Below are 16,749 nucleotides of genomic sequence, written 5' to 3'. Positions count from 1 at the left end.
TCTTCATTTCCTCACCTTCCTTTTGTCCCCTGGCTGTCAGCTTTTTCTGAGCGCGTTTGTGCAAATGTGGTGTTAATTTTCCCACATCACCTATTATTTTGGGCGATCGCATCTGGGATCAATTAGCGATATAGCCACAACTATCTCTGTTGCGGGTACGGCTTTTGGGCGAGTGTTATTTGCTACAATATTTGATAATTTTGGTAGTTATGCGCCAATTCTGGGCTTTTTTTTGATACTGCCAAGTGCGATCGCTTTAACTGCATTTTGGGTTGAGATCGCACAGAAAACAAGCTCGTCCACCTAAAAAAAAGATGAGTAGATGACAATTTTTTGATCGATAAACTCTCCTATTCTCTAGTTTCTGCCAATGTCGGCTCTGGCAAATAAAGTCGTTCTTCCCTAGCATCATACTCAAATAATTCTGCGTAGCGTCCCCAATCAACGGCGGTAGCAAATTGTCGTTCTGCTTCTTCAGGAGGAAAATGTTCATCCAGCAAATCCATAAAAAAATCTGCCCGCATTGAACCAATGCGTTTTTCCCGTAGTGTCTGTACCATACTGGCTAACATAGGTACATTTTGCAACACTTGCTGCCGGAATAGATCCTTACTTCGCAAAATAGTAGTGGTGGCAAAGTCACGCCCAATATCAGTGAGTTGGACATCACCTTGGGTTACTTTTGCAAAGCCCAACAACACCGCAGCATCGAGAATTGGTAAAAGGTCATCTACTGCCAGTTGTATCCGTTCTGCTAACTTAAAAATATCTTCCCTGCTATCTGGTTGTTCGACAATTAATTCTAAAAGACCACTAATGCCACCAACTCGCACATGAGGTAATAATTGGGCATAGGGTGATTGAGGTTTTTGAGTTGGGGCTTCAGTTTTGGCTACTGTAACTTCTCCAGTGACTTCGGCTTCTGGGTTAGTCATCACCGTATATATATAGTCTACTAAAGCTTGGAATCGAGGGTGTGTGCGATCGTGGGGGCGGGGTAAATCAATCACGACTTCACCACGAACACGTCCGGGATTTGCTCCCAGAATAATCACCCGATCTGCTAAAAATACTGCCTCCTCAATATTATGGGTGACAATTAATATACTTTTAGAAGGGAAACTACCTGCATTCCACAGGTCGTCAATCTCACCCCGCAAGTTCTCAGCTGTCAGCACATCCAAGGCACTAAATGGTTCATCCATAAATAATACTTGCGGTTCAATCACAAATGCCCGCGCAAAACCAACTCGCTGTTTCATTCCTCCAGATAATTCCTTGGGATAGGCACTTTCAAAACCATCTAAACCTACCAAGTCAATGGCTTTCAAGGCGCGTTGTCGTCGGGCTTCTCGACTCACTCCTTGGGCTTCTAGTCCCAGTTCAACGTTTTCCTGTACTGTTAGCCAAGGTAGTAGGGCAAAGCTTTGAAAAACCATTGCCACATCTTTGTTAGCACCGCGTAAAGGTTTACCATTACTAATGACTTGCCCTTCACTGGGTGGAATTAAACCTGCCATAATCCGCAGGAGGGTACTTTTACCACTACCACTACGTCCTAGTAAAGCGACGACTTCACCTGCATTGACTCTGACGTTAATCTGACGCAGAACTGTAAACTCGCCCTTACCATCAGGAAGGGGAAAACTTTTGTTTACCTGTTCAACAGCGATGAGTGTCGGCCCTGTAGTTGGTGTTGTTTTTATCATAATTACACTGCTTGTTGCTCAAGTTTGCTATTGAAGGCATAAATCTGGTTTTCTTGACAAAAAGTATTATTTTATACAAAAATATATTTAACGCATGATTGATTTTTTCCTATAAATGGTATTTGGTTTCTGCCAAGTGATACAACCAGAATTAAATAAAATGTACTACTGAACGTCAAAATATCAACCTACATTTTTCCTCAAAGTGATAGATGGGAGCAAGTTAACCGTACTCTTCTTCAATAATTCGCCAACTGACTGCACTCACCCCAGGTTCTAAACTCAGTCGGCTAACAATTTGTTCTAAAAAAGTATCATTACGCTCTTGTGTGACTAAATCTGCTTCTACTTCCACACGGTCTGGTGTTTCTAAATCCTCACTGTGTAATGAACGCAGCCGCAATCCACCACTATTGACTGTTTGCAGAAGTAATGCGCGCACATGAGCTTCATGTTGACCACTGCAAACAACTGAGCAGCGATAACATAATTCTACATCAGTACCCTTGAGTGGTTGTTGATTGATTTTATACCCTAATGGTCGCAGCAGGATATTAGCAATTAAAACGGCTGCTGCACCGAGAAATGCTTGGATAATTAATCCCGATCCAGAAAAAGTACCAATAGCCGCAGCACACCATAAGGTAGCAGCTGTATTTAACCCTCTGATAGTTGCCCCTTCTTTGAGAATCACGCCACCGCCCAGAAAGCCTATTCCTGACACGACTTGAGCCGCAATCCGGGTAGGGCTAGAATCACCAGGAGTTTGTGCCGATAGCATGACAAACAAAGCCGCACCGACACAGACAAGGGTATTTGTCCGTAATCCAGCCATGCGTTGTCGCCACTGTCTTTCTAGACCAATCACAGAGCCTAATAAAAACGCTACTGCCAAGCGAATTGTAAAATCTAGCCAGGTCATATCAATTTTAGATTTTGGATTTTAGATTGATTCGACAGATAAATTTACCTGTTTTATGTGCTTCATGAATTTTGATTAAAGTCAAAGTTTATTGCTTTTTGATTAAGAAAAGGTTATCCCTATTTTGATGCAGAAATCTTGCTGACTTTTGGTGGTATGTTTGCCAAATTTTGATGTGATGATGTAGAAAATATCCAGAAAAATACCCCCTTATCATACTGCTAAATACTTCAGTAATATGACTAATACCCCACCTATTAAACTAGATGTCAAGGGGCGACAATCAGCGCAAAACTAAACCAGATAAAGGTTTTGGAGGCACATAATTCTTGAAAAAATTAGGTGCTTATTGAGAAGGAACTGTGCAGTTATTAAGGGTTTATCTAGGGGGTACAGTTTGATGGTAAAAAAGAGCGGTCTCATCAATTAAACAAGACCGTCACATAATGTTGCCCTCATTCTACCAAGAGTTCATAGCAAAGTATCTAAATCAATCGCAGTTAATTACCCTGAAAATTTTATTGTGGTTGCTACAGAATCAAAAACAGGTCAGGATAGAAAGACTGGCATCAACCCTACCTTTACCCACACAACAAAACAGTCGTAGACGGCATTTAAAAAGGTTTTTAACTTTGAATGCATTGGGTGTGGTACTGTTATGGTTTCCGCTTATTGAAGAGATGATTAGCAGGCAAATTTAAAGCTGGCTCACAAGTAATTGTCGCGCTGGACAGAACACAATTGAAAGAGAATAACGTGTTAATGGTTAGTGTAATTTACCATTGACTAACTAATCTAGCTGATTGTGAAACCGCTATTAAAATCTACAAACAGCGTTTTGGTATTGAAGCTATGTTCCGTGATTGCAAAACAGGGGGTTATAATCTTGAAGGCTCTAAAGCCAACCCTGATAGATTGATGCGTTTAATTTTCTTAATTGCTTTGGCAATGACTAGTGCTTGGTTACACAGACAAAGAACTAAATTTCAAAAACAAGAATCCTATATTTGTCGCATTCAAGAAAAAAGTAAAACCACTAAACGACACAGTAATTTTTGGATAGGTTTATATGGTCAAAATTGGATAATAGCTTGGAATCGGATTTTTCTTGAAAGTCCATAAACAAATTTTACCGTTTCAAACCAATTACTCCATCTAGATCAGCGCCTTGAAAGTTTGCTCCCGTAACATCTGCATTAGTGAGATTGGCATCTTCCAAATCGGCTCTTTGAAAATTTGCCCCCTTCAGATTTGCCCCAGTCAGATTTGCTTCTTCTAAATCAGCATTTGTTAGATTAGCTCCGCTCAGATTGGCATTGCTTAAGTTGGCTTTTTCTAAGTCAGCACCCGTTAAATTCGCGTTACTCAAGTTAACACCGCTCAAATCAGCCCTTTCCAATTTTGCACCCTGAAGATCGCAACCTGGACATTCGCGGGTTGACAGCAACCGAGTTACTGCATCATTGCTACTTGTATTTTGAACGTTGGAGGAAGAGTACTTGCTTGGGGTATCTCTGGTCTAGCACATCCAAGAATTATGCTTGAAGATATTAGGGCGATCGCACTTGTAACTGTGTTTCCTTGTCGTTGCAACATCATGGGATTTGAGAAAAATTTGTTACTTTTTGTCCTACGTATATACTGATCGTAATCAAACATGATGCTGTGAATCTTCTTTCTCAAGGATGATTAGATGGAAGATGTTTGATACGAGTATTTATTGCAACCGAAATCTTTTGCTCACCCACAACAGTACTGGAACTGCTGCTAGTTGTGTCACAAAGGAGAATATAACTAGTCCCATTACCGAATGATCGTATAACACACCCATGAGAGTACTGCCCACAAACCAAGCTAAACCATAGCAAAGGTAAAAAATTCCAAAGGCAGAACCTCGTCTATCCATAGGCACCATTGCGGCTACCGCAGCTTTTAAGATGGATTCTTGTGCTCCCATACCCACCCCCCATAGTCCCATACCCAGTAAGGCTAGTTGAGAATTTCCCAGAAATGATAGTGGAGCAAAAAAGGCTGCAATGATTACTGCACCTGCGATCGCTACTACTTGATTACGGTCAAACCATCGCCCAAGTAAAAGGGCAGCGATCGCATCAGTTGCCATCGCCACCGCATAAAATAGGGGGATGGTACTATTCTGCATTAGCCCAATTTGCTGAAAGTGAAATGCAATTAGGGGAAAGTCGGCATATCCACAAGCAATTAACGCGACGGCGACAAGATAAATCCAGAACAGACGGGGTAATCCTTCGCTTGTGAATTCCATCGTTCTAGATTCAAATTCGCGGGGGTTAGGATAGATTTTCTGGGTAATCAGCAGAATTACTAACCCTACTAATGCGGGAATTACAAGAGTTGCAAAAGCCACCTGATACCCTTTTTGCCATGAGAGTATCGCCCACACCAGTAAAGGCCCGCCTACCGCTCCCACCTGATCTAGTGCTTCGTGTAAACCAAAACCCAATCCTCTACCAACTTGACTTGCAGCGTGAGACAGTAAAACATCTCTTGGTGGGCTGCGTACAGCTCTACCAGTTCGTTCGACAATTAGCAGTGCCGCAGCTGTTTCCCAACGTCCAGTTAAAGCCAATAATGGGATTGCACCAGTGTTGAGAATATATCCTAGAGTTGTAATCCCCCAAAACTTTTGGGTTTTGTCGCTGATATAACCAATAAATAAGCGCAAAGCCAAACCAATAGACTCACCTGCGCCTGCTACAAATCCCACAACTGCGCCACTTGCACCTAAGACTCCTAAATAAACTCCAGCAATACTGCGTCCTCCTTCATAGGTAGCATCAGCACAAAGACTAACAATACCCAGCAAGATGACGAATTTCAGGGCGTTGGTTCGATTTTTCATTGGTTGGTAGTGATAATTGCACGGGAATAACCCCCATCTCCCATTGCACTGGTCTTAGTGAATGCAGGTAAAAAGGGGTTAAATCAGGATTGGGGAAGTATTTTATTGCTAAATACTAAACCTGAAAATATTTAAGCTTTTTTGAAAACTATTGTCAATTACCCCAGATAATTCCCTGCTAATCTCCGTGCAAAGATAATTGTGGACTGAGTACCAAGAAACAGAAATCTACTTAAAACCCTAACAATTAAAAGGATTTGTGATTGAATGCAGTCGCCATAGTCGAAGATAAAGTTTTGCGTCTTGGTGTTGTTGCCATTCCATCCAAGCCATTACCCATTGAAGTTTAGTATGTAATAAGAGCCAATACCAAAGGCGATCGCTCCAATTATCTAAATCCTGGGGTAGTTTGACATCTAAGCGCAATAACCGGATGGCGTGGGTAGCAGCAGATTTTTCAGCATTTCTGGACAGAATGAGCAATAATTCTTGTTTATCTGCCGAAATTTCTCGTTCAGCCAAAGCTTGATAAAGGTGGAATGCAAATCGTTGATGACGATAACTGCGTTGCAATCCAACGCATAAAAGCGATCGCTTGATATTTTTGTTCATAAAATTTACCTTTTTAATGGAGAGTAAATTGCTGAACCACAAGCCTGTTAATAATTTCAAATTGAATCTGACAAACTACCATCAATTGAGAGCGATCGCTTGCCCCTATCTTATCCAATCAGCACTCACTTTATTTGTATATCCCACGTCGTCCTTGTCCCATAAAGACCACAACAACTAAATAAATCAAAGCATAGTAAGCTACAAAAGTGACAACGACAGCTGCTATTGCTTGAAAAAGTGACATCACAAATTCCTCCTTGATTTTCCATTCATATATGCGTTCGTAGTGAGGACTTTAGTCCTGAAAATACTCAAGCACTAAAGTGCTGACTACGAACTGAAGACTTACAGCCATTTGCCAAAGATGCGGATGTACCACAATTTAATAGCTTGAGTTAATAAACAATAAGCTCCGAGAATTGCCCATAACCAACCAAAGTAGCGCATGGGTAAAGGAACCATCCCTAAAGCAGCACCCAAGGGTGTGAAGGGAATCACCATGCCAATGGCAATAATGATGCCAGTCAAAAGCAATACAGGTAGGGAAGCGGTACTTTGCAGGAACGGCCAGCGCGATGTGCGAATCATGTGGACAATTAAGGTTTGGGAGAGCAACCCTTCCACAAACCAACCAGAGTTGAAAAGTTGGACTTCTTCAGGTGTATTTGCATCAAATACAAACCACATGACAATGAAAGTAACGTAATCAAAAATCGAACTCACAGGGCCGATGAACAACATGAATCGTCCAATGTTGGGAACATTCCACTTTTGGGGTTTCTTGAGGAAGTCTTTATCAACGTTGTCAAAGGGGATGGTGATTTGGGAAATATCGTAAAGTAGATTTTGCGTCAATAATTGGATGGGTTGCATGGGTAAAAAAGGCAGGAAAGCACTTGACCCCATGACACTGAAAACGTTGCCAAAGTTGGAACTAGCAGTCATATTCAGGTATTTGAGGATGTTAGCAAAGGTGCGGCGACCTTCAATCACACCTCTCTCCAACACCATGAGATTCTTCTCTAGCAGAATAATATCAGCCGATTCTTTAGCGATATCCACCGCCGTATCAACGGAAATTCCCACATCGGCATCACGCAAGGCTGCGGCATCATTGATCCCATCACCCATATAGCCCACAGTATGACCTTTACTTCTCAAGACTCGGATAATCTGAGCTTTTTGGATGGGCGACATTTTGGCAAATACAGTAGTAGTGTCTACCATATCTGCCAGTTGCTCATCGCTCATCTTTTCCATTTGGCTGCCCAAGAGGATACCATCAATCTGTAAGTCTACTTCTTGGCAGATTTTGCGAGTCACAATGTCGTTGTCACCAGTAATGATTTTGACAGCCACACCATGCTCTTGCAGTGCCATAATGGCTTGGGATGCACTATCTTTGGGTGGGTCGAGAAAGGCAAGATAGCCAACTAAAATTAAGTCGCACTCGTCTTTAGCTCCGTAGGTGGGGATGGTATCTTGGGGGATGGGTATTTCTTTGTAGGCAACGGCAATTACTCGGAAACCGTCTTCGTTTAATTGTTGTGTGACTCGCATTCCATCTGCTCGGACAAATTCATTCATGCGGGTGATTGCACCTTGATATTTGGCATGAGAGCAGATATTAAAGATTTCCTCAACTGCACCTTTGCAAATCAAAATGTGCTTGTTATGTGATGGATTCAGTTCTTCCACCACAACAGACATCCGCCGCCGCACAAAGTCGAAGGGAATTTCATCAACTTTGGTATAACCTTCAGAAGGTCTTAACTTGGTATTGAGTTCTACGTGTTCCAGTACAGCGACATCGAGGAGATTTTTCAACCCAGTTTGGTAGTAGCTGTTGAGGTAGCCGTATTGCAGAGGTTCATGGCTTTCGTAACCGTGTAAATCTATATGCCGTTCCAAGATGATTTTATCTTGGGTCAGTGTCCCAGTTTTATCAGTACACAGCACATCCATTGCCCCAAAGTTTTGGATAGCGTTGAGGCGTTTGACGACTACTTTCTGATTTGCCATCGCTACAGATCCTTTGGCGAGGTTAGCGGTGACAATCATCGGTAGCATTTCGGGAGTTAAACCGACGGCGACGGAAACGCCGAATAAGAAAGCATCGAACCAATTTCCTTTAGTGATGCCATTGATGAGGAAGACAATGGGAACCATCACTGCCATGAATCCAATCAGTAGCCAGCTAACTCGATTCACGCCTTGTTCAAAGCTGGTGAGGACGCGCTTACCGACGATATTTTTCGCTAGAGAACCGAAGTAAGTGCGATCGCCTGTAGCCACAACTACGGCAATGGCTGTACCACTAATCACATTTGTACCCATGAAGCAGATGGTGGGAGAGTCGAGAAAGCTTACCTGGTCTTGGACTACAACATCTGCCCGTTTCTCCACCACAGCACCCAAGGTATCATATTTTTCTACGGGTAAGGATTCGCCAGTCAGTACGGCTTGACTGACAAACAAATCTTTAGAAGAAAGTAGCCGCACGTCGGCGGGAATCATATCTCCTGCTGCTAGGTGAATAATGTCTCCAGGGACTAATTCGTTAATGGGGATTTCTCGTTGTTCTCCTGGGTTGTCTAAACGATTGCGACGTTTCACTGTGGCTGTGGTGCTAACCAATGCTTTGAGTTTCTCGGCTGCTTGGGTAGAACGATACTCCTGCACAAACCGCAACACCCCACTAACCACAACCATGATGGTGAGGATTATCGTCGCTTCCACGTCTTCCGTCAGATAGGAAACAACCGCTAACCCAATCAGGATATAGACAAAGGGATTATTAAAGGATTGCAGTAGTTGTCCATACAAAGTAGGGGGTTTCTCATGGCTAACTTCGTTTTTACCAAACTTTTTCAGGCGAGATAAAGCATCATTTTCCACCAAGCCTTGTTTGTTACTATTCAGGGTTCGCAGCACTTGGTCAATACTTGTAGCCGATTCTTCTACTACCCGCATTGATAGCCGCATTTGTTCGGTGTGAGAACGCTGGTTTCTGGTAGCTTTGGTCATGATTCACCTCCAGGTTTTTAGTTAATTTTTGATGATACGAGTTTTAGGATATTTATTTGCCTGCTTAATTGATGCTTTAACTAACTCAGTCACAAAATATTCCAGCAAAATTGGTAAGGCTTTCTCTACCAAAATTTCTAACAGCTTTTCACTGCTACATAGGAGAAATTTGTACATTTTCCTCATCTCCTTTACTGATATCAAAACATCACAAAATAGCGCAGTTATTTCGACTAATTTTCCAATTTCAATAAGAGAAAATTAGCCTTTACTTACACTGCAAGGGAGATTAATTCCAATCAAAATTTTGGCAATGCAAAACAACCAAAATCGAGTTTTGGTTTTGCTGCAATTGCAATTCAATAACTTAATTGCAAATTGCGAATTGGTACGACTCTATGGGAAAACTACACCAACAGTAGAGACGTAGCAATACTACATCTCTAGAAAATTATTTAGATAACCTAATTAGTCGCAGCCTATATTTGGCTAGTCTTATTCAATAAGACAGCTAAAAACCTATGCTATGAGACTATTCTGTTGAAAATAAGCTTTTCATAGTTCATCTCCTTTCTGTGCAGTTGCCTCACCCAGTGGCAACCAGAGATGAACCGGAGACTCAATAATAAGTCTATAAGGGCGGATTCATCGCAGCGATCGCCAACTTGAACTGAGCAGGTTCTGGGTAAGGGTCTTCGTCTGACACCATAGTTTCTTTAGTAGTCACCTGATGGCTACTACTACCAGAAGCTTCCATTTAACTTTTCTCCTAACTAAATTGTGAGATAATTATGAGTTGACAGCCAATACAATCTGTGTATGCTTGTGCAACCTAAGAAACAAGCATAGTTCTAAAAAAAAATTAAGTCAATACTTGTGAGTAGAAAAATCTTCCTCCTTGATAGGACTCATATTTGATGTTTTCTATTGCCTATTGCCTGCTCTCTACCCCTACGAGTTGTTCCTGAATCAAATCGGATTCCTGTAGACAATATTGATTTGCTTTTACAAATGGTATTTTGTTTCTGCTAAGTGATACAATCGCCGCCAGAATAAGCGATTAAAACCAACCACATATAAACTCATCATCCCAATGCCCAAGGTGATGCGAGGCCAGTCACCTGCTTCAGTTGCTTGGGCAATGTATGCTCCTAACCCTGTTGCTGTTAAGGTGGTTTGTCCCCAACTAACAATCTCAGAGACAATGCTGGCGTTCCAAGCTCCGCCACTAGCAGTTATACCACCTGTCACCCAAGAAGAGAAAATGCCGGGGATAATTAATTTCTGCCATAATTTCCAGCCATGTAAGCCTACATTTTTTGCCATTTCCCGCAAATCCGTAGGTATGCTCATAGCTCCAGCGATGGAATTAAAGAGAATGTACCATTGTGCGCCTAGAGACATCAACAAAATACTACCGAAATCAATGCTGATGTTGGCACGAATGAAGAACAGGGTGGCAAAGGGAAAGATAAAGTTGGCGGGAAATGATGCCAAAAACTGCACTACAGGCTGTAATAGACGTGCTAATTTGGGGTTAAAGCCGATCGCTACACCAATGGGTGTCCAGATAACTGTGGTAATTACCAGTAATACCGACACTCGCACCAAGGTAAGTAATCCTAGCAAAAAGGCTTTAATGACTTCAGCTAAACCCACTGTGGTAAGAATAAAGTGCAATCCGGTAATTAAAAGTGCACCAATCAATACTAATAAAACAAAGTTGTAGAGGCGATCGCTCAATACTTGCTCATTTTCATCTACATTCTGGATGGGACGCGGTGGAGTCAAAGATGACAGTAGGCGGTTAATCGCTTCACCCACTGGTGTCAACCCCTGAGCCATTAAACTGGGAAGTCGAGCAGTTTTGATTAAATCCAAAAGCCAAGACTCTGGCGCTTGGGCGGCTGCACTCGTCTCTAAGCGAAACTTATCTGACCAAGCAATCAACGGTCGCCAGAACAGTTGATCTACCAATAAAATTACTACAGCAATGGTCAGTAATGCCCAACCTAAAGCGGGTAAGTCTTCCTTGGCAATAGCAGCTGCCACATAAGAACCCAGTCCCGGCAAGGTATAATCTCGGTTCAAGACGCTGATAGCTTCACTCGCGGCGACAAAAAACCAGCCGCCGCCAAAACTCATCATGGCGTTCCACAACAATCCAATCATTGCTAAAGGTACTTCTAATTTGGTGAATCTTTGCCATCCTGATAAGCGATAAAGTCTTGCTGCTTCATCAAGTTCTGGCGGTACGGTTCTTAGGGATTGGTAAAATGAAAAGGTCATATTCCAGACTTGGCTGGTAAAAATCGCAAAAATCGAAGCGGCTTCTAATCCTAATAAACTACCAGGAAACAAAGCAATAAATCCCGTTACCGTAATTGATAAAAAGCCCAAGACGGGAACTGATTGTAAAATATCTAATAAAGGAATTAATACTTGCTCTGCTCGCCGATTTTTGGACGCAATGTAGCCATAGATTAAGGTAAACAAAGTCGAGAAAAATAGGGCTATAAACATTCTTAAGGTTGAACGCCCTGCATAGTATGGCAAATTAACTGGATCTAAGCTGACACTGGGTACAACATCTGGTGGTACAAAACTGATCAGTGTGTCTGCACCAACGCGGGCAATGAGTCCTAATAATACTAATGTACCGAGAATTAAAGCAACGTCAGCTAAACCAAATGGTAAGCGTCGCAGAGCTTCTGGTGAGGGAAAAGTCCGCCTCAGCATGATATTAGCTCCTTTTTTAAGTAAGCATTCTTGTTCGTTATATCAATATCACATTACTTTGAGCTTCTACAAGTATCTGCTTATTTACTAGATGTATGATATTTTTTTGAATAAGTAAGCTCCAAAAAATTGAGCTTATTTTTTATTACTAGTACGTCAGGATAAAAACAAAGTTACAATTTAGAATAATTAGAAATCTGAATAGGTAAATATTTTTATTTTGATATTTTCCTGGATTGACTGCAAGATTTTTCAGCCTGATACCCCTATTGACTTGCACCAATTTGTACGGAAATAGCCTCAAATCATTGATAAATCAACGTTTTACCATTATTCAGGAGACCCTATATTATTTTTCCTAAAAAAATTCCTATTTCTATACTAATAAACCCCAACAATGGAGTACCTAACCAGTACAATAAGCTGATGTGCGGCTAAATTATATAAGCCAAAAATGCAAAATTATTGTAGTGCGGGATCTTGCCCGCGTCTTATATACAAATTAGATGCGTCGCAGCTTAATGCAGTTTTATATAGGAATCCGGTTTGATTAATGAACATACTTGTCTAGGGAGGGAACAGGGAACAGGGAACAGGGAACACATGAGTGTACTGAGATTTGTTCAGAAATCAAATATGAGTCCTATAGTCTCTAGTGTGTAAGAGATTCAAGGAAATGCTGTCCCGAACCAACGCCCAAACCATAAAGTTAGGTAATAGCGACTCAGCGCACCGGGAACTGCTCCCAAGCTAATCACGATGGGAATATAAATAGCAGAGTTCATGCTTTGGCTAATTCCTGTAATTGCAGAATCTTCAAAGCGCGGTAGGTTGTCTCAATGTCGGGTAAGGCGACAGGCGCACGAGCAAAGCCTCCCTTTGCCATCTGGCACATGAGTACGAATTGCATGGCCGATTCGAGATAAAAAATTTCCAAGTTTAATAACATACTGGCAAATATACCAGCGTAGACTACATCCATGTTTGTGGATAGACTATCAATTGTGTTACTAAAACCGGTTTCCTGCACCTGGAGTTGCTGAATGAAGTTGCGAGTCTCATGCAATTGTGCCAGGTCATAGTCTAGTTCTCGTAGAACAGCCAGACTCCAATAGGTTTCAATTAAATTGGGTGGGATACCAAAGCCACCGCTATCATGCTGAAGTCTGAAAACAAACTCTAGGATAGGTTGCTTTTGTGGTAAATCTTTGCAAATCTTCTTTGTGCGAATTTTACGCAATAACCATTGTTGAGTGATGTCCGTTGTGTTTGGGTTGGTTGCCTTTGGTAATGTCATCTTAAATTGGGCGATCGCCTGTTGCCACTCGTTCACTGAGTCGGTTACACCTAGTCGATACAGAGTATAAAGGGGAAAATACAAATAATTGAAGGCTGCTTGAGAAATGCTACCATGAGGCGAAATGTCAAAGTTTTTCTGGACTTGATTCAACACAGAGTGCAGGTAATCGCATATCTGGTGGCGATTAGGGGGTTCTAATCCTAAAGTTTGCAATGCGGCAACGGCAAAAAAAGTGTCGCTAGGATTAGGTTCTTCTAGGTATTCCATTTTGTAAGCACAGAAACCACCGTTAGCACACTGCTTACTATGTATATATGCTACGGCACTAGCAATCGCTGATTTGATTTGTTGTGTTTTCATCAGATGCGGGAAGTGTCAAGGCTTTTTAAAGTTCTGCCAACCTGCGTAGACTGCTTTGTTGCCCAGTTCTTCTTCAATCCGAAGCAACTGATTATATTTTGCTACCCGTTCACCCCGACAGGGCGCACCAGTTTTGAGTTGCCCAGCCATCGTTGCCACAGCCAGATCGGCAATGAAATCATCGGTGGTTTCACCAGAACGGTGGCTAATGTAGACTGTATAACCACCAGAACGAGCCGTGTTAATTGCTGCCAGTGTTTCAGTAATACTACCAATTTGATTGACTTTAATCAAAGAGGCATTACCTACACCTTTGTCAATCGCTTCTTGAATGATTTTCGGGTTGGTACAAAAAATATCATCTCCCACCAATTGAATGCGATCGCCCAATCGTTTGGTTAATTCTTGCCAGCCTTGCCAATCTTGTTCTCCCAAACCATCCTCTAGGGAAATAATCGGGTACTGGTTGACCCAACTTTCCCATAAATCAATCATCTGTGATGAATTTTTCTGGCTTTGATCTGACTTAAAGAATTCGTAATATCCTCCTTCTCGCCAAAGTTCACTGGTTGCCGGATCGAGGGCGATCGCTAATTCCTCGCCGGATTTGTATCCAGCTTTTTCAATGCCCTCTAGAATCAGTTCCACCGCTTCTACATTTGCCTTGAGATCGGGAGCAAAGCCGCCTTCATCGCCTATGCCAGTGCTGTACCCCTTCTGTTTGAGGATTGATTTCAGTGCATGATAGACTTCAGTTCCCATTTGCAATGCTTGGGCAAAGCTAGTAGCACCAACGGGAACTAGCTTATATTCTTGAAAATCAACGCTATTGTCAGCGTGCGCTCCACCATTGAGAATATTAAAGCAGGGAGTGGGCAGTAAGGTTGCTGCTTCACCACCGAGATAACGAAAGACAGATAAATTTTCAGAAGTAGCCGCAGCACGGGCAACGGCCATAGAAACGCCCAGAATCGCGTTTGCACCTAGCTGGGATTTGTTTTCCGTGCCGTCTAATTCCAGCATTGTTTGGTCGATGGCTGCTTGATTGGTGGCATCTGCACCTTTCAAGGCTGTGGCGATCGCACCTTTGACATTGGCAACTGCTTTTTTTACCCCTTTGCCACCGTAACGTTTGGGGTCTGCATCTCTCAACTCTACCGCCTCACGAATTCCCGTCGATGCCCCAGAAGGAACAGCCGCCCTACCTTTGCTACCATCTGTCAATACAACATCAACTTCCACAGTAGGATTACCGCGAGAGTCTAGAATTTCTCTGGCTGTGATGGATGCGATCGCTGTCATATCTAATCTCCCCAAATTTTTCGCTCTCCAAATAAATGCTATGTCATAATAAGAGTATCGGTGATGAAACTCACCATTTGGTTTTTCCAGAGAACCACCTCCGGGCTGATAGTTTCTAGCTCTCACTTCAATCAACAATCTGTGCAAAGCAGATTATTAAAGCTAGAAATTTCTGTGCCGTACCAGGAGGAAAAATGTTTCACAAAATTTTAGTTGCATTAGATCATTCCAGCCTGAGCAATCAAGTGTTTAAGCAAGCTTTAGCGAAGACCAATAATGCTTCTCTCATGCTACTACATCTACTGTCCCCAACAGCAGAAGGGTATCCAGTGCCAACCGCACCCGATAAATATACGGAGGAACTGGGCAACTTGATGAGTCTTTACCTGCATCAATGGGAAGTCTATCACAAAGAAGGACTAGATTTTTTGCGATCGCACGCTGTCTAAGCCACCTCTAGTGGCATCAGCACCGAGTATATTCAGGGTCAAGGAAGTTCTGGTAAGCGAATTTGTGAACTAGCCCGTACCTGTCAAATCTGATGCTTTTATATTGCTTTTCGCAGAAACAGAAAAACTTAAAAGTGATTTATCTACAGTCAAATACTGCCTGCTGATCGAGGAAAATTGTATTCAAATCCAAGCTACAAGTATTGGTAATAAAGATTATTTGGGAGCTTTTTATTAAACTTGTAACAGTCTCTCTTTTCACAATGAATCACATCTTACCGTCTCAAACCAATTACACCCTCTAAGTCAGCACCTTGGAAGTTTGCGCCTGTGACATCTGCATTAGTTAGGTTAGCATCTTCTAAATCAGCTCTTTGAAAATTTGCTCCCCTGAGATTTGCCCCTGTCAAGTTTGCTTCTTCTAAATCAGCGTTGGTTAAGTTAGCTCCACTCAAATTAGCATTGCTGAGGTTAGCTTTTTCCAAGTCAGCGTTCGTTAAATTAGCGTTGCTTAAATTCACACCGTTTAAGTCAGCCCTTTCCAATTTTACACCTTGAAGATCGCAACCTGAGCATTCGCGGGTGGAAAGCAAACGATTTACGGCATCATTGTTAGTTGTATTTTGAGCAAACGTTTGAGTTGCTGTTTGTTCAGAGTTAGTTGGAGGAAGAACTGTTGCTTGGGGTTGCTCTGCTCTAGCGCATCCGAATATTAAGCTGGAAGATAGTAGAGCGATCGCACTTGCAAATCTGCTTCCTTGTAGTTTCAAAATCATGAGTATACAAGCAATATTTTTTACTGTTTTTTTCTACGTAATGAACCATCTTAACAGACCTAAGCTTGTAAATCTTCTTCCTGAAGGATGATGGGCAGGATTGGTCTTTTGGATGAGTATTTATTAGTACAACTGATTCTGGCACAAATTTCTGAGAGAGAATCATGTCTGCATTATTCTGTCTATCTCAGCTTGAGCTTCCTCACGAATTACCACAGCAGGATGTTCTAACAATAGTTTGAGAGCCGTTTCTTTTTCAGAACTGTTTGAGATTTTTCTCAGGCTTCTAATAATTTCCATCGCTTGCCAAACATCGATGGAATGTGCAAAAGCACACTCGGCTAGAGGTATAGCAGCCTTGGGATTACGTTGATTTCCCAGTGTGAGAATACACCCCATCCGCGCCTCCGGATTAGGATGCTTGAGGGAATGGACTAGACGCTCAAAATAATCATGGTTTTTCTCCCATTCTTCAATATTGATGCCACAAGCTGGACAAACCTTTACCTCTTGCTCAATTTCAACGAAGCAAGCCGGACAATAATAAGCGTGGTCTACCATAATTTCACCCTACTTATTTTTTCTCAATTACTCTGGAGCAGAGAAACCTGAAATTGCTCCCGATAATCTCTTAGTTGTAGAAATGCTTTTATGCCACCTCCATCAGCT

At 42.1% G+C, this 16,749-nt stretch carries 17 protein-coding genes and 1 riboswitch; of the genes, 2 read left to right on the top strand and 15 right to left on the bottom strand.

Features of this window, described 5'->3' with window-relative positions:
* Positions 1-350 precede the first annotated feature (350 nt).
* Positions 351-1,709 (bottom strand): ABC transporter ATP-binding protein, encoded by a 1,359-nt coding sequence (locus UYK_RS0118815; protein WP_009453961.1) that lies wholly within the window; start codon positions 1,707-1,709, stop codon positions 351-353.
* A gap of 223 nt (positions 1,710-1,932) precedes the next feature.
* Entirely contained in the window at positions 1,933-2,631 is a 699-nt protein-coding gene (locus UYK_RS0118810) for an MgtC/SapB family protein (protein WP_009453960.1), read from the bottom strand.
* A gap of 852 nt (positions 2,632-3,483) precedes the next feature.
* Between UYK_RS0118810 and UYK_RS26325 the strand changes: the two genes are divergently transcribed.
* Positions 3,484-3,753, top strand: a complete 270-nt coding sequence (locus tag UYK_RS26325; RefSeq protein WP_009453956.1) for a hypothetical protein — start codon at positions 3,484-3,486, stop codon at positions 3,751-3,753.
* A gap of 7 nt (positions 3,754-3,760) precedes the next feature.
* Here the strand turns inward: UYK_RS26325 and UYK_RS0118795 are convergent, their stop codons facing one another.
* The 11 genes from UYK_RS0118795 to eno all read right to left on the bottom strand — a co-directional run bounded on the left by UYK_RS0118795 (position 3,761) and on the right by eno (position 14,855).
* Complete coding sequence (locus tag UYK_RS0118795; protein ID WP_009453954.1) at positions 3,761-4,078, bottom strand: pentapeptide repeat-containing protein; 318 nt, start codon at positions 4,076-4,078, stop codon at positions 3,761-3,763.
* Between the two features lie 5 nt (positions 4,079-4,083).
* Positions 4,084-4,230 carry a hypothetical protein gene (locus UYK_RS26320; RefSeq protein WP_157221840.1) on the bottom strand — a complete coding sequence of 49 codons (147 nt, stop codon included), beginning with the start codon at positions 4,228-4,230 and terminating at the stop codon, positions 4,084-4,086.
* A 118-nt stretch (positions 4,231-4,348) separates the two neighbouring features.
* Positions 4,349-5,512, bottom strand: a complete 1,164-nt coding sequence (locus UYK_RS0118790) for an MFS transporter (protein WP_016871950.1) — start codon at positions 5,510-5,512, stop codon at positions 4,349-4,351.
* 240 nt (positions 5,513-5,752) lie between these two features.
* The gene (locus UYK_RS0118785; RefSeq protein WP_016871949.1) at positions 5,753-6,124 is read right to left on the bottom strand and encodes a hypothetical protein; all 372 of its coding nucleotides are present in this window, start codon (positions 6,122-6,124) and stop codon (positions 5,753-5,755) included.
* 348 nt (positions 6,125-6,472) lie between these two features.
* A complete protein-coding gene (gene mgtA / locus UYK_RS0118775) occupies positions 6,473-9,154 on the bottom strand; it encodes a magnesium-translocating P-type ATPase (RefSeq protein WP_016871947.1) in 2,682 nt (893 codons plus the stop codon).
* Between the two features lie 21 nt (positions 9,155-9,175).
* Positions 9,176-9,331, bottom strand: coding sequence for a hypothetical protein (locus UYK_RS26880; RefSeq protein WP_009453944.1), 156 nt, complete (start codon positions 9,329-9,331; stop codon positions 9,176-9,178).
* Positions 9,332-9,785: 454 nt separating this feature from the next.
* Positions 9,786-9,911 carry a hypothetical protein gene (locus UYK_RS27600; protein WP_016871945.1) on the bottom strand — a complete coding sequence of 42 codons (126 nt, stop codon included), beginning with the start codon at positions 9,909-9,911 and terminating at the stop codon, positions 9,786-9,788.
* Positions 9,912-10,159: 248 nt separating this feature from the next.
* A complete protein-coding gene (locus UYK_RS0118755; protein ID WP_016871944.1) occupies positions 10,160-11,893 on the bottom strand; it encodes an ABC transporter permease in 1,734 nt (577 codons plus the stop codon).
* Between the two features lie 668 nt (positions 11,894-12,561).
* A complete protein-coding gene (locus tag UYK_RS0118750) occupies positions 12,562-12,678 on the bottom strand; it encodes a CrcB family protein (protein ID WP_009453938.1) in 117 nt (38 codons plus the stop codon).
* The gene (locus UYK_RS0118745; protein ID WP_009453936.1) at positions 12,675-13,553 is read right to left on the bottom strand and encodes a prenyltransferase/squalene oxidase repeat-containing protein; all 879 of its coding nucleotides are present in this window, start codon (positions 13,551-13,553) and stop codon (positions 12,675-12,677) included. The genes UYK_RS0118750 and UYK_RS0118745 overlap by 4 nt, the downstream gene beginning before the upstream one ends.
* Positions 13,554-13,568: 15 nt before the next feature.
* A complete protein-coding gene (gene eno, locus UYK_RS0118740; protein ID WP_009453935.1) occupies positions 13,569-14,855 on the bottom strand; it encodes a phosphopyruvate hydratase in 1,287 nt (428 codons plus the stop codon).
* Positions 14,856-14,905: 50 nt separating this feature from the next.
* Positions 14,906-14,980, top strand: a riboswitch (Fluoride riboswitch).
* 69 nt (positions 14,981-15,049) lie between these two features.
* Between eno and UYK_RS24370 the strand changes: the two genes are divergently transcribed.
* Positions 15,050-15,304 carry a universal stress protein gene (locus UYK_RS24370; protein ID WP_016871942.1) on the top strand — a complete coding sequence of 85 codons (255 nt, stop codon included), beginning with the start codon at positions 15,050-15,052 and terminating at the stop codon, positions 15,302-15,304.
* A gap of 275 nt (positions 15,305-15,579) precedes the next feature.
* Here UYK_RS24370 and UYK_RS0118725 read toward each other — a convergent pair whose 3' ends face one another.
* Both UYK_RS0118725 and UYK_RS0118720 read right to left on the bottom strand, forming a co-directional pair.
* On the bottom strand, positions 15,580-16,080 hold the full coding sequence (locus tag UYK_RS0118725) for a pentapeptide repeat-containing protein (protein WP_009453933.1): 501 nt from the start codon (positions 16,078-16,080) through the stop codon (positions 15,580-15,582).
* A 162-nt stretch (positions 16,081-16,242) separates the two neighbouring features.
* Entirely contained in the window at positions 16,243-16,641 is a 399-nt protein-coding gene (locus UYK_RS0118720; protein ID WP_009453932.1) for a HEAT repeat domain-containing protein, read from the bottom strand.
* Positions 16,642-16,749 lie beyond the last annotated feature (108 nt).

It is taken from the genome of Fischerella thermalis PCC 7521, assembly GCF_000317225.1.
Classification (GTDB): domain Bacteria; phylum Cyanobacteriota; class Cyanobacteriia; order Cyanobacteriales; family Nostocaceae; genus Fischerella; species Fischerella thermalis.
Note: the sequence above shows the minus strand (reverse complement) of the source record. Positions and strands in the feature narration are given on the sequence as shown.

Excerpts from the sequence above, each read along its gene's own strand:
- UYK_RS0118815 (WP_009453961.1), bottom strand. The coding sequence starts at position 1,709 with ATGATAAAAACAACACCAACTACAGGGCCGACACTCATCGCTGTTGAA.
- UYK_RS0118810 (WP_009453960.1), bottom strand. The coding sequence starts at position 2,631 with ATGACCTGGCTAGATTTTACAATTCGCTTGGCAGTAGCGTTTTTATTA.
- UYK_RS26325 (WP_009453956.1), top strand. The coding sequence starts at position 3,484 with ATGTTCCGTGATTGCAAAACAGGGGGTTATAATCTTGAAGGCTCTAAA.
- UYK_RS26320 (WP_157221840.1), bottom strand. The coding sequence starts at position 4,230 with ATGATGTTGCAACGACAAGGAAACACAGTTACAAGTGCGATCGCCCTA.
- UYK_RS0118790 (WP_016871950.1), bottom strand. The coding sequence starts at position 5,512 with ATGAAAAATCGAACCAACGCCCTGAAATTCGTCATCTTGCTGGGTATT.
- UYK_RS0118785 (WP_016871949.1), bottom strand. The coding sequence starts at position 6,124 with ATGAACAAAAATATCAAGCGATCGCTTTTATGCGTTGGATTGCAACGC.
- mgtA (WP_016871947.1), bottom strand. The coding sequence starts at position 9,154 with ATGACCAAAGCTACCAGAAACCAGCGTTCTCACACCGAACAAATGCGG.
- UYK_RS26880 (WP_009453944.1), bottom strand. The coding sequence starts at position 9,331 with ATGTACAAATTTCTCCTATGTAGCAGTGAAAAGCTGTTAGAAATTTTG.
- UYK_RS27600 (WP_016871945.1), bottom strand. The coding sequence starts at position 9,911 with ATGGAAGCTTCTGGTAGTAGTAGCCATCAGGTGACTACTAAAGAAACT.
- UYK_RS0118755 (WP_016871944.1), bottom strand. The coding sequence starts at position 11,893 with ATGCTGAGGCGGACTTTTCCCTCACCAGAAGCTCTGCGACGCTTACCA.
- UYK_RS0118750 (WP_009453938.1), bottom strand. The coding sequence starts at position 12,678 with ATGAACTCTGCTATTTATATTCCCATCGTGATTAGCTTGGGAGCAGTT.
- UYK_RS0118745 (WP_009453936.1), bottom strand. The coding sequence starts at position 13,553 with ATGAAAACACAACAAATCAAATCAGCGATTGCTAGTGCCGTAGCATAT.
- eno (WP_009453935.1), bottom strand. The coding sequence starts at position 14,855 with ATGACAGCGATCGCATCCATCACAGCCAGAGAAATTCTAGACTCTCGC.
- UYK_RS24370 (WP_016871942.1), top strand. The coding sequence starts at position 15,050 with ATGTTTCACAAAATTTTAGTTGCATTAGATCATTCCAGCCTGAGCAAT.
- UYK_RS0118725 (WP_009453933.1), bottom strand. The coding sequence starts at position 16,080 with ATGATTTTGAAACTACAAGGAAGCAGATTTGCAAGTGCGATCGCTCTA.
- UYK_RS0118720 (WP_009453932.1), bottom strand. The coding sequence starts at position 16,641 with ATGGTAGACCACGCTTATTATTGTCCGGCTTGCTTCGTTGAAATTGAG.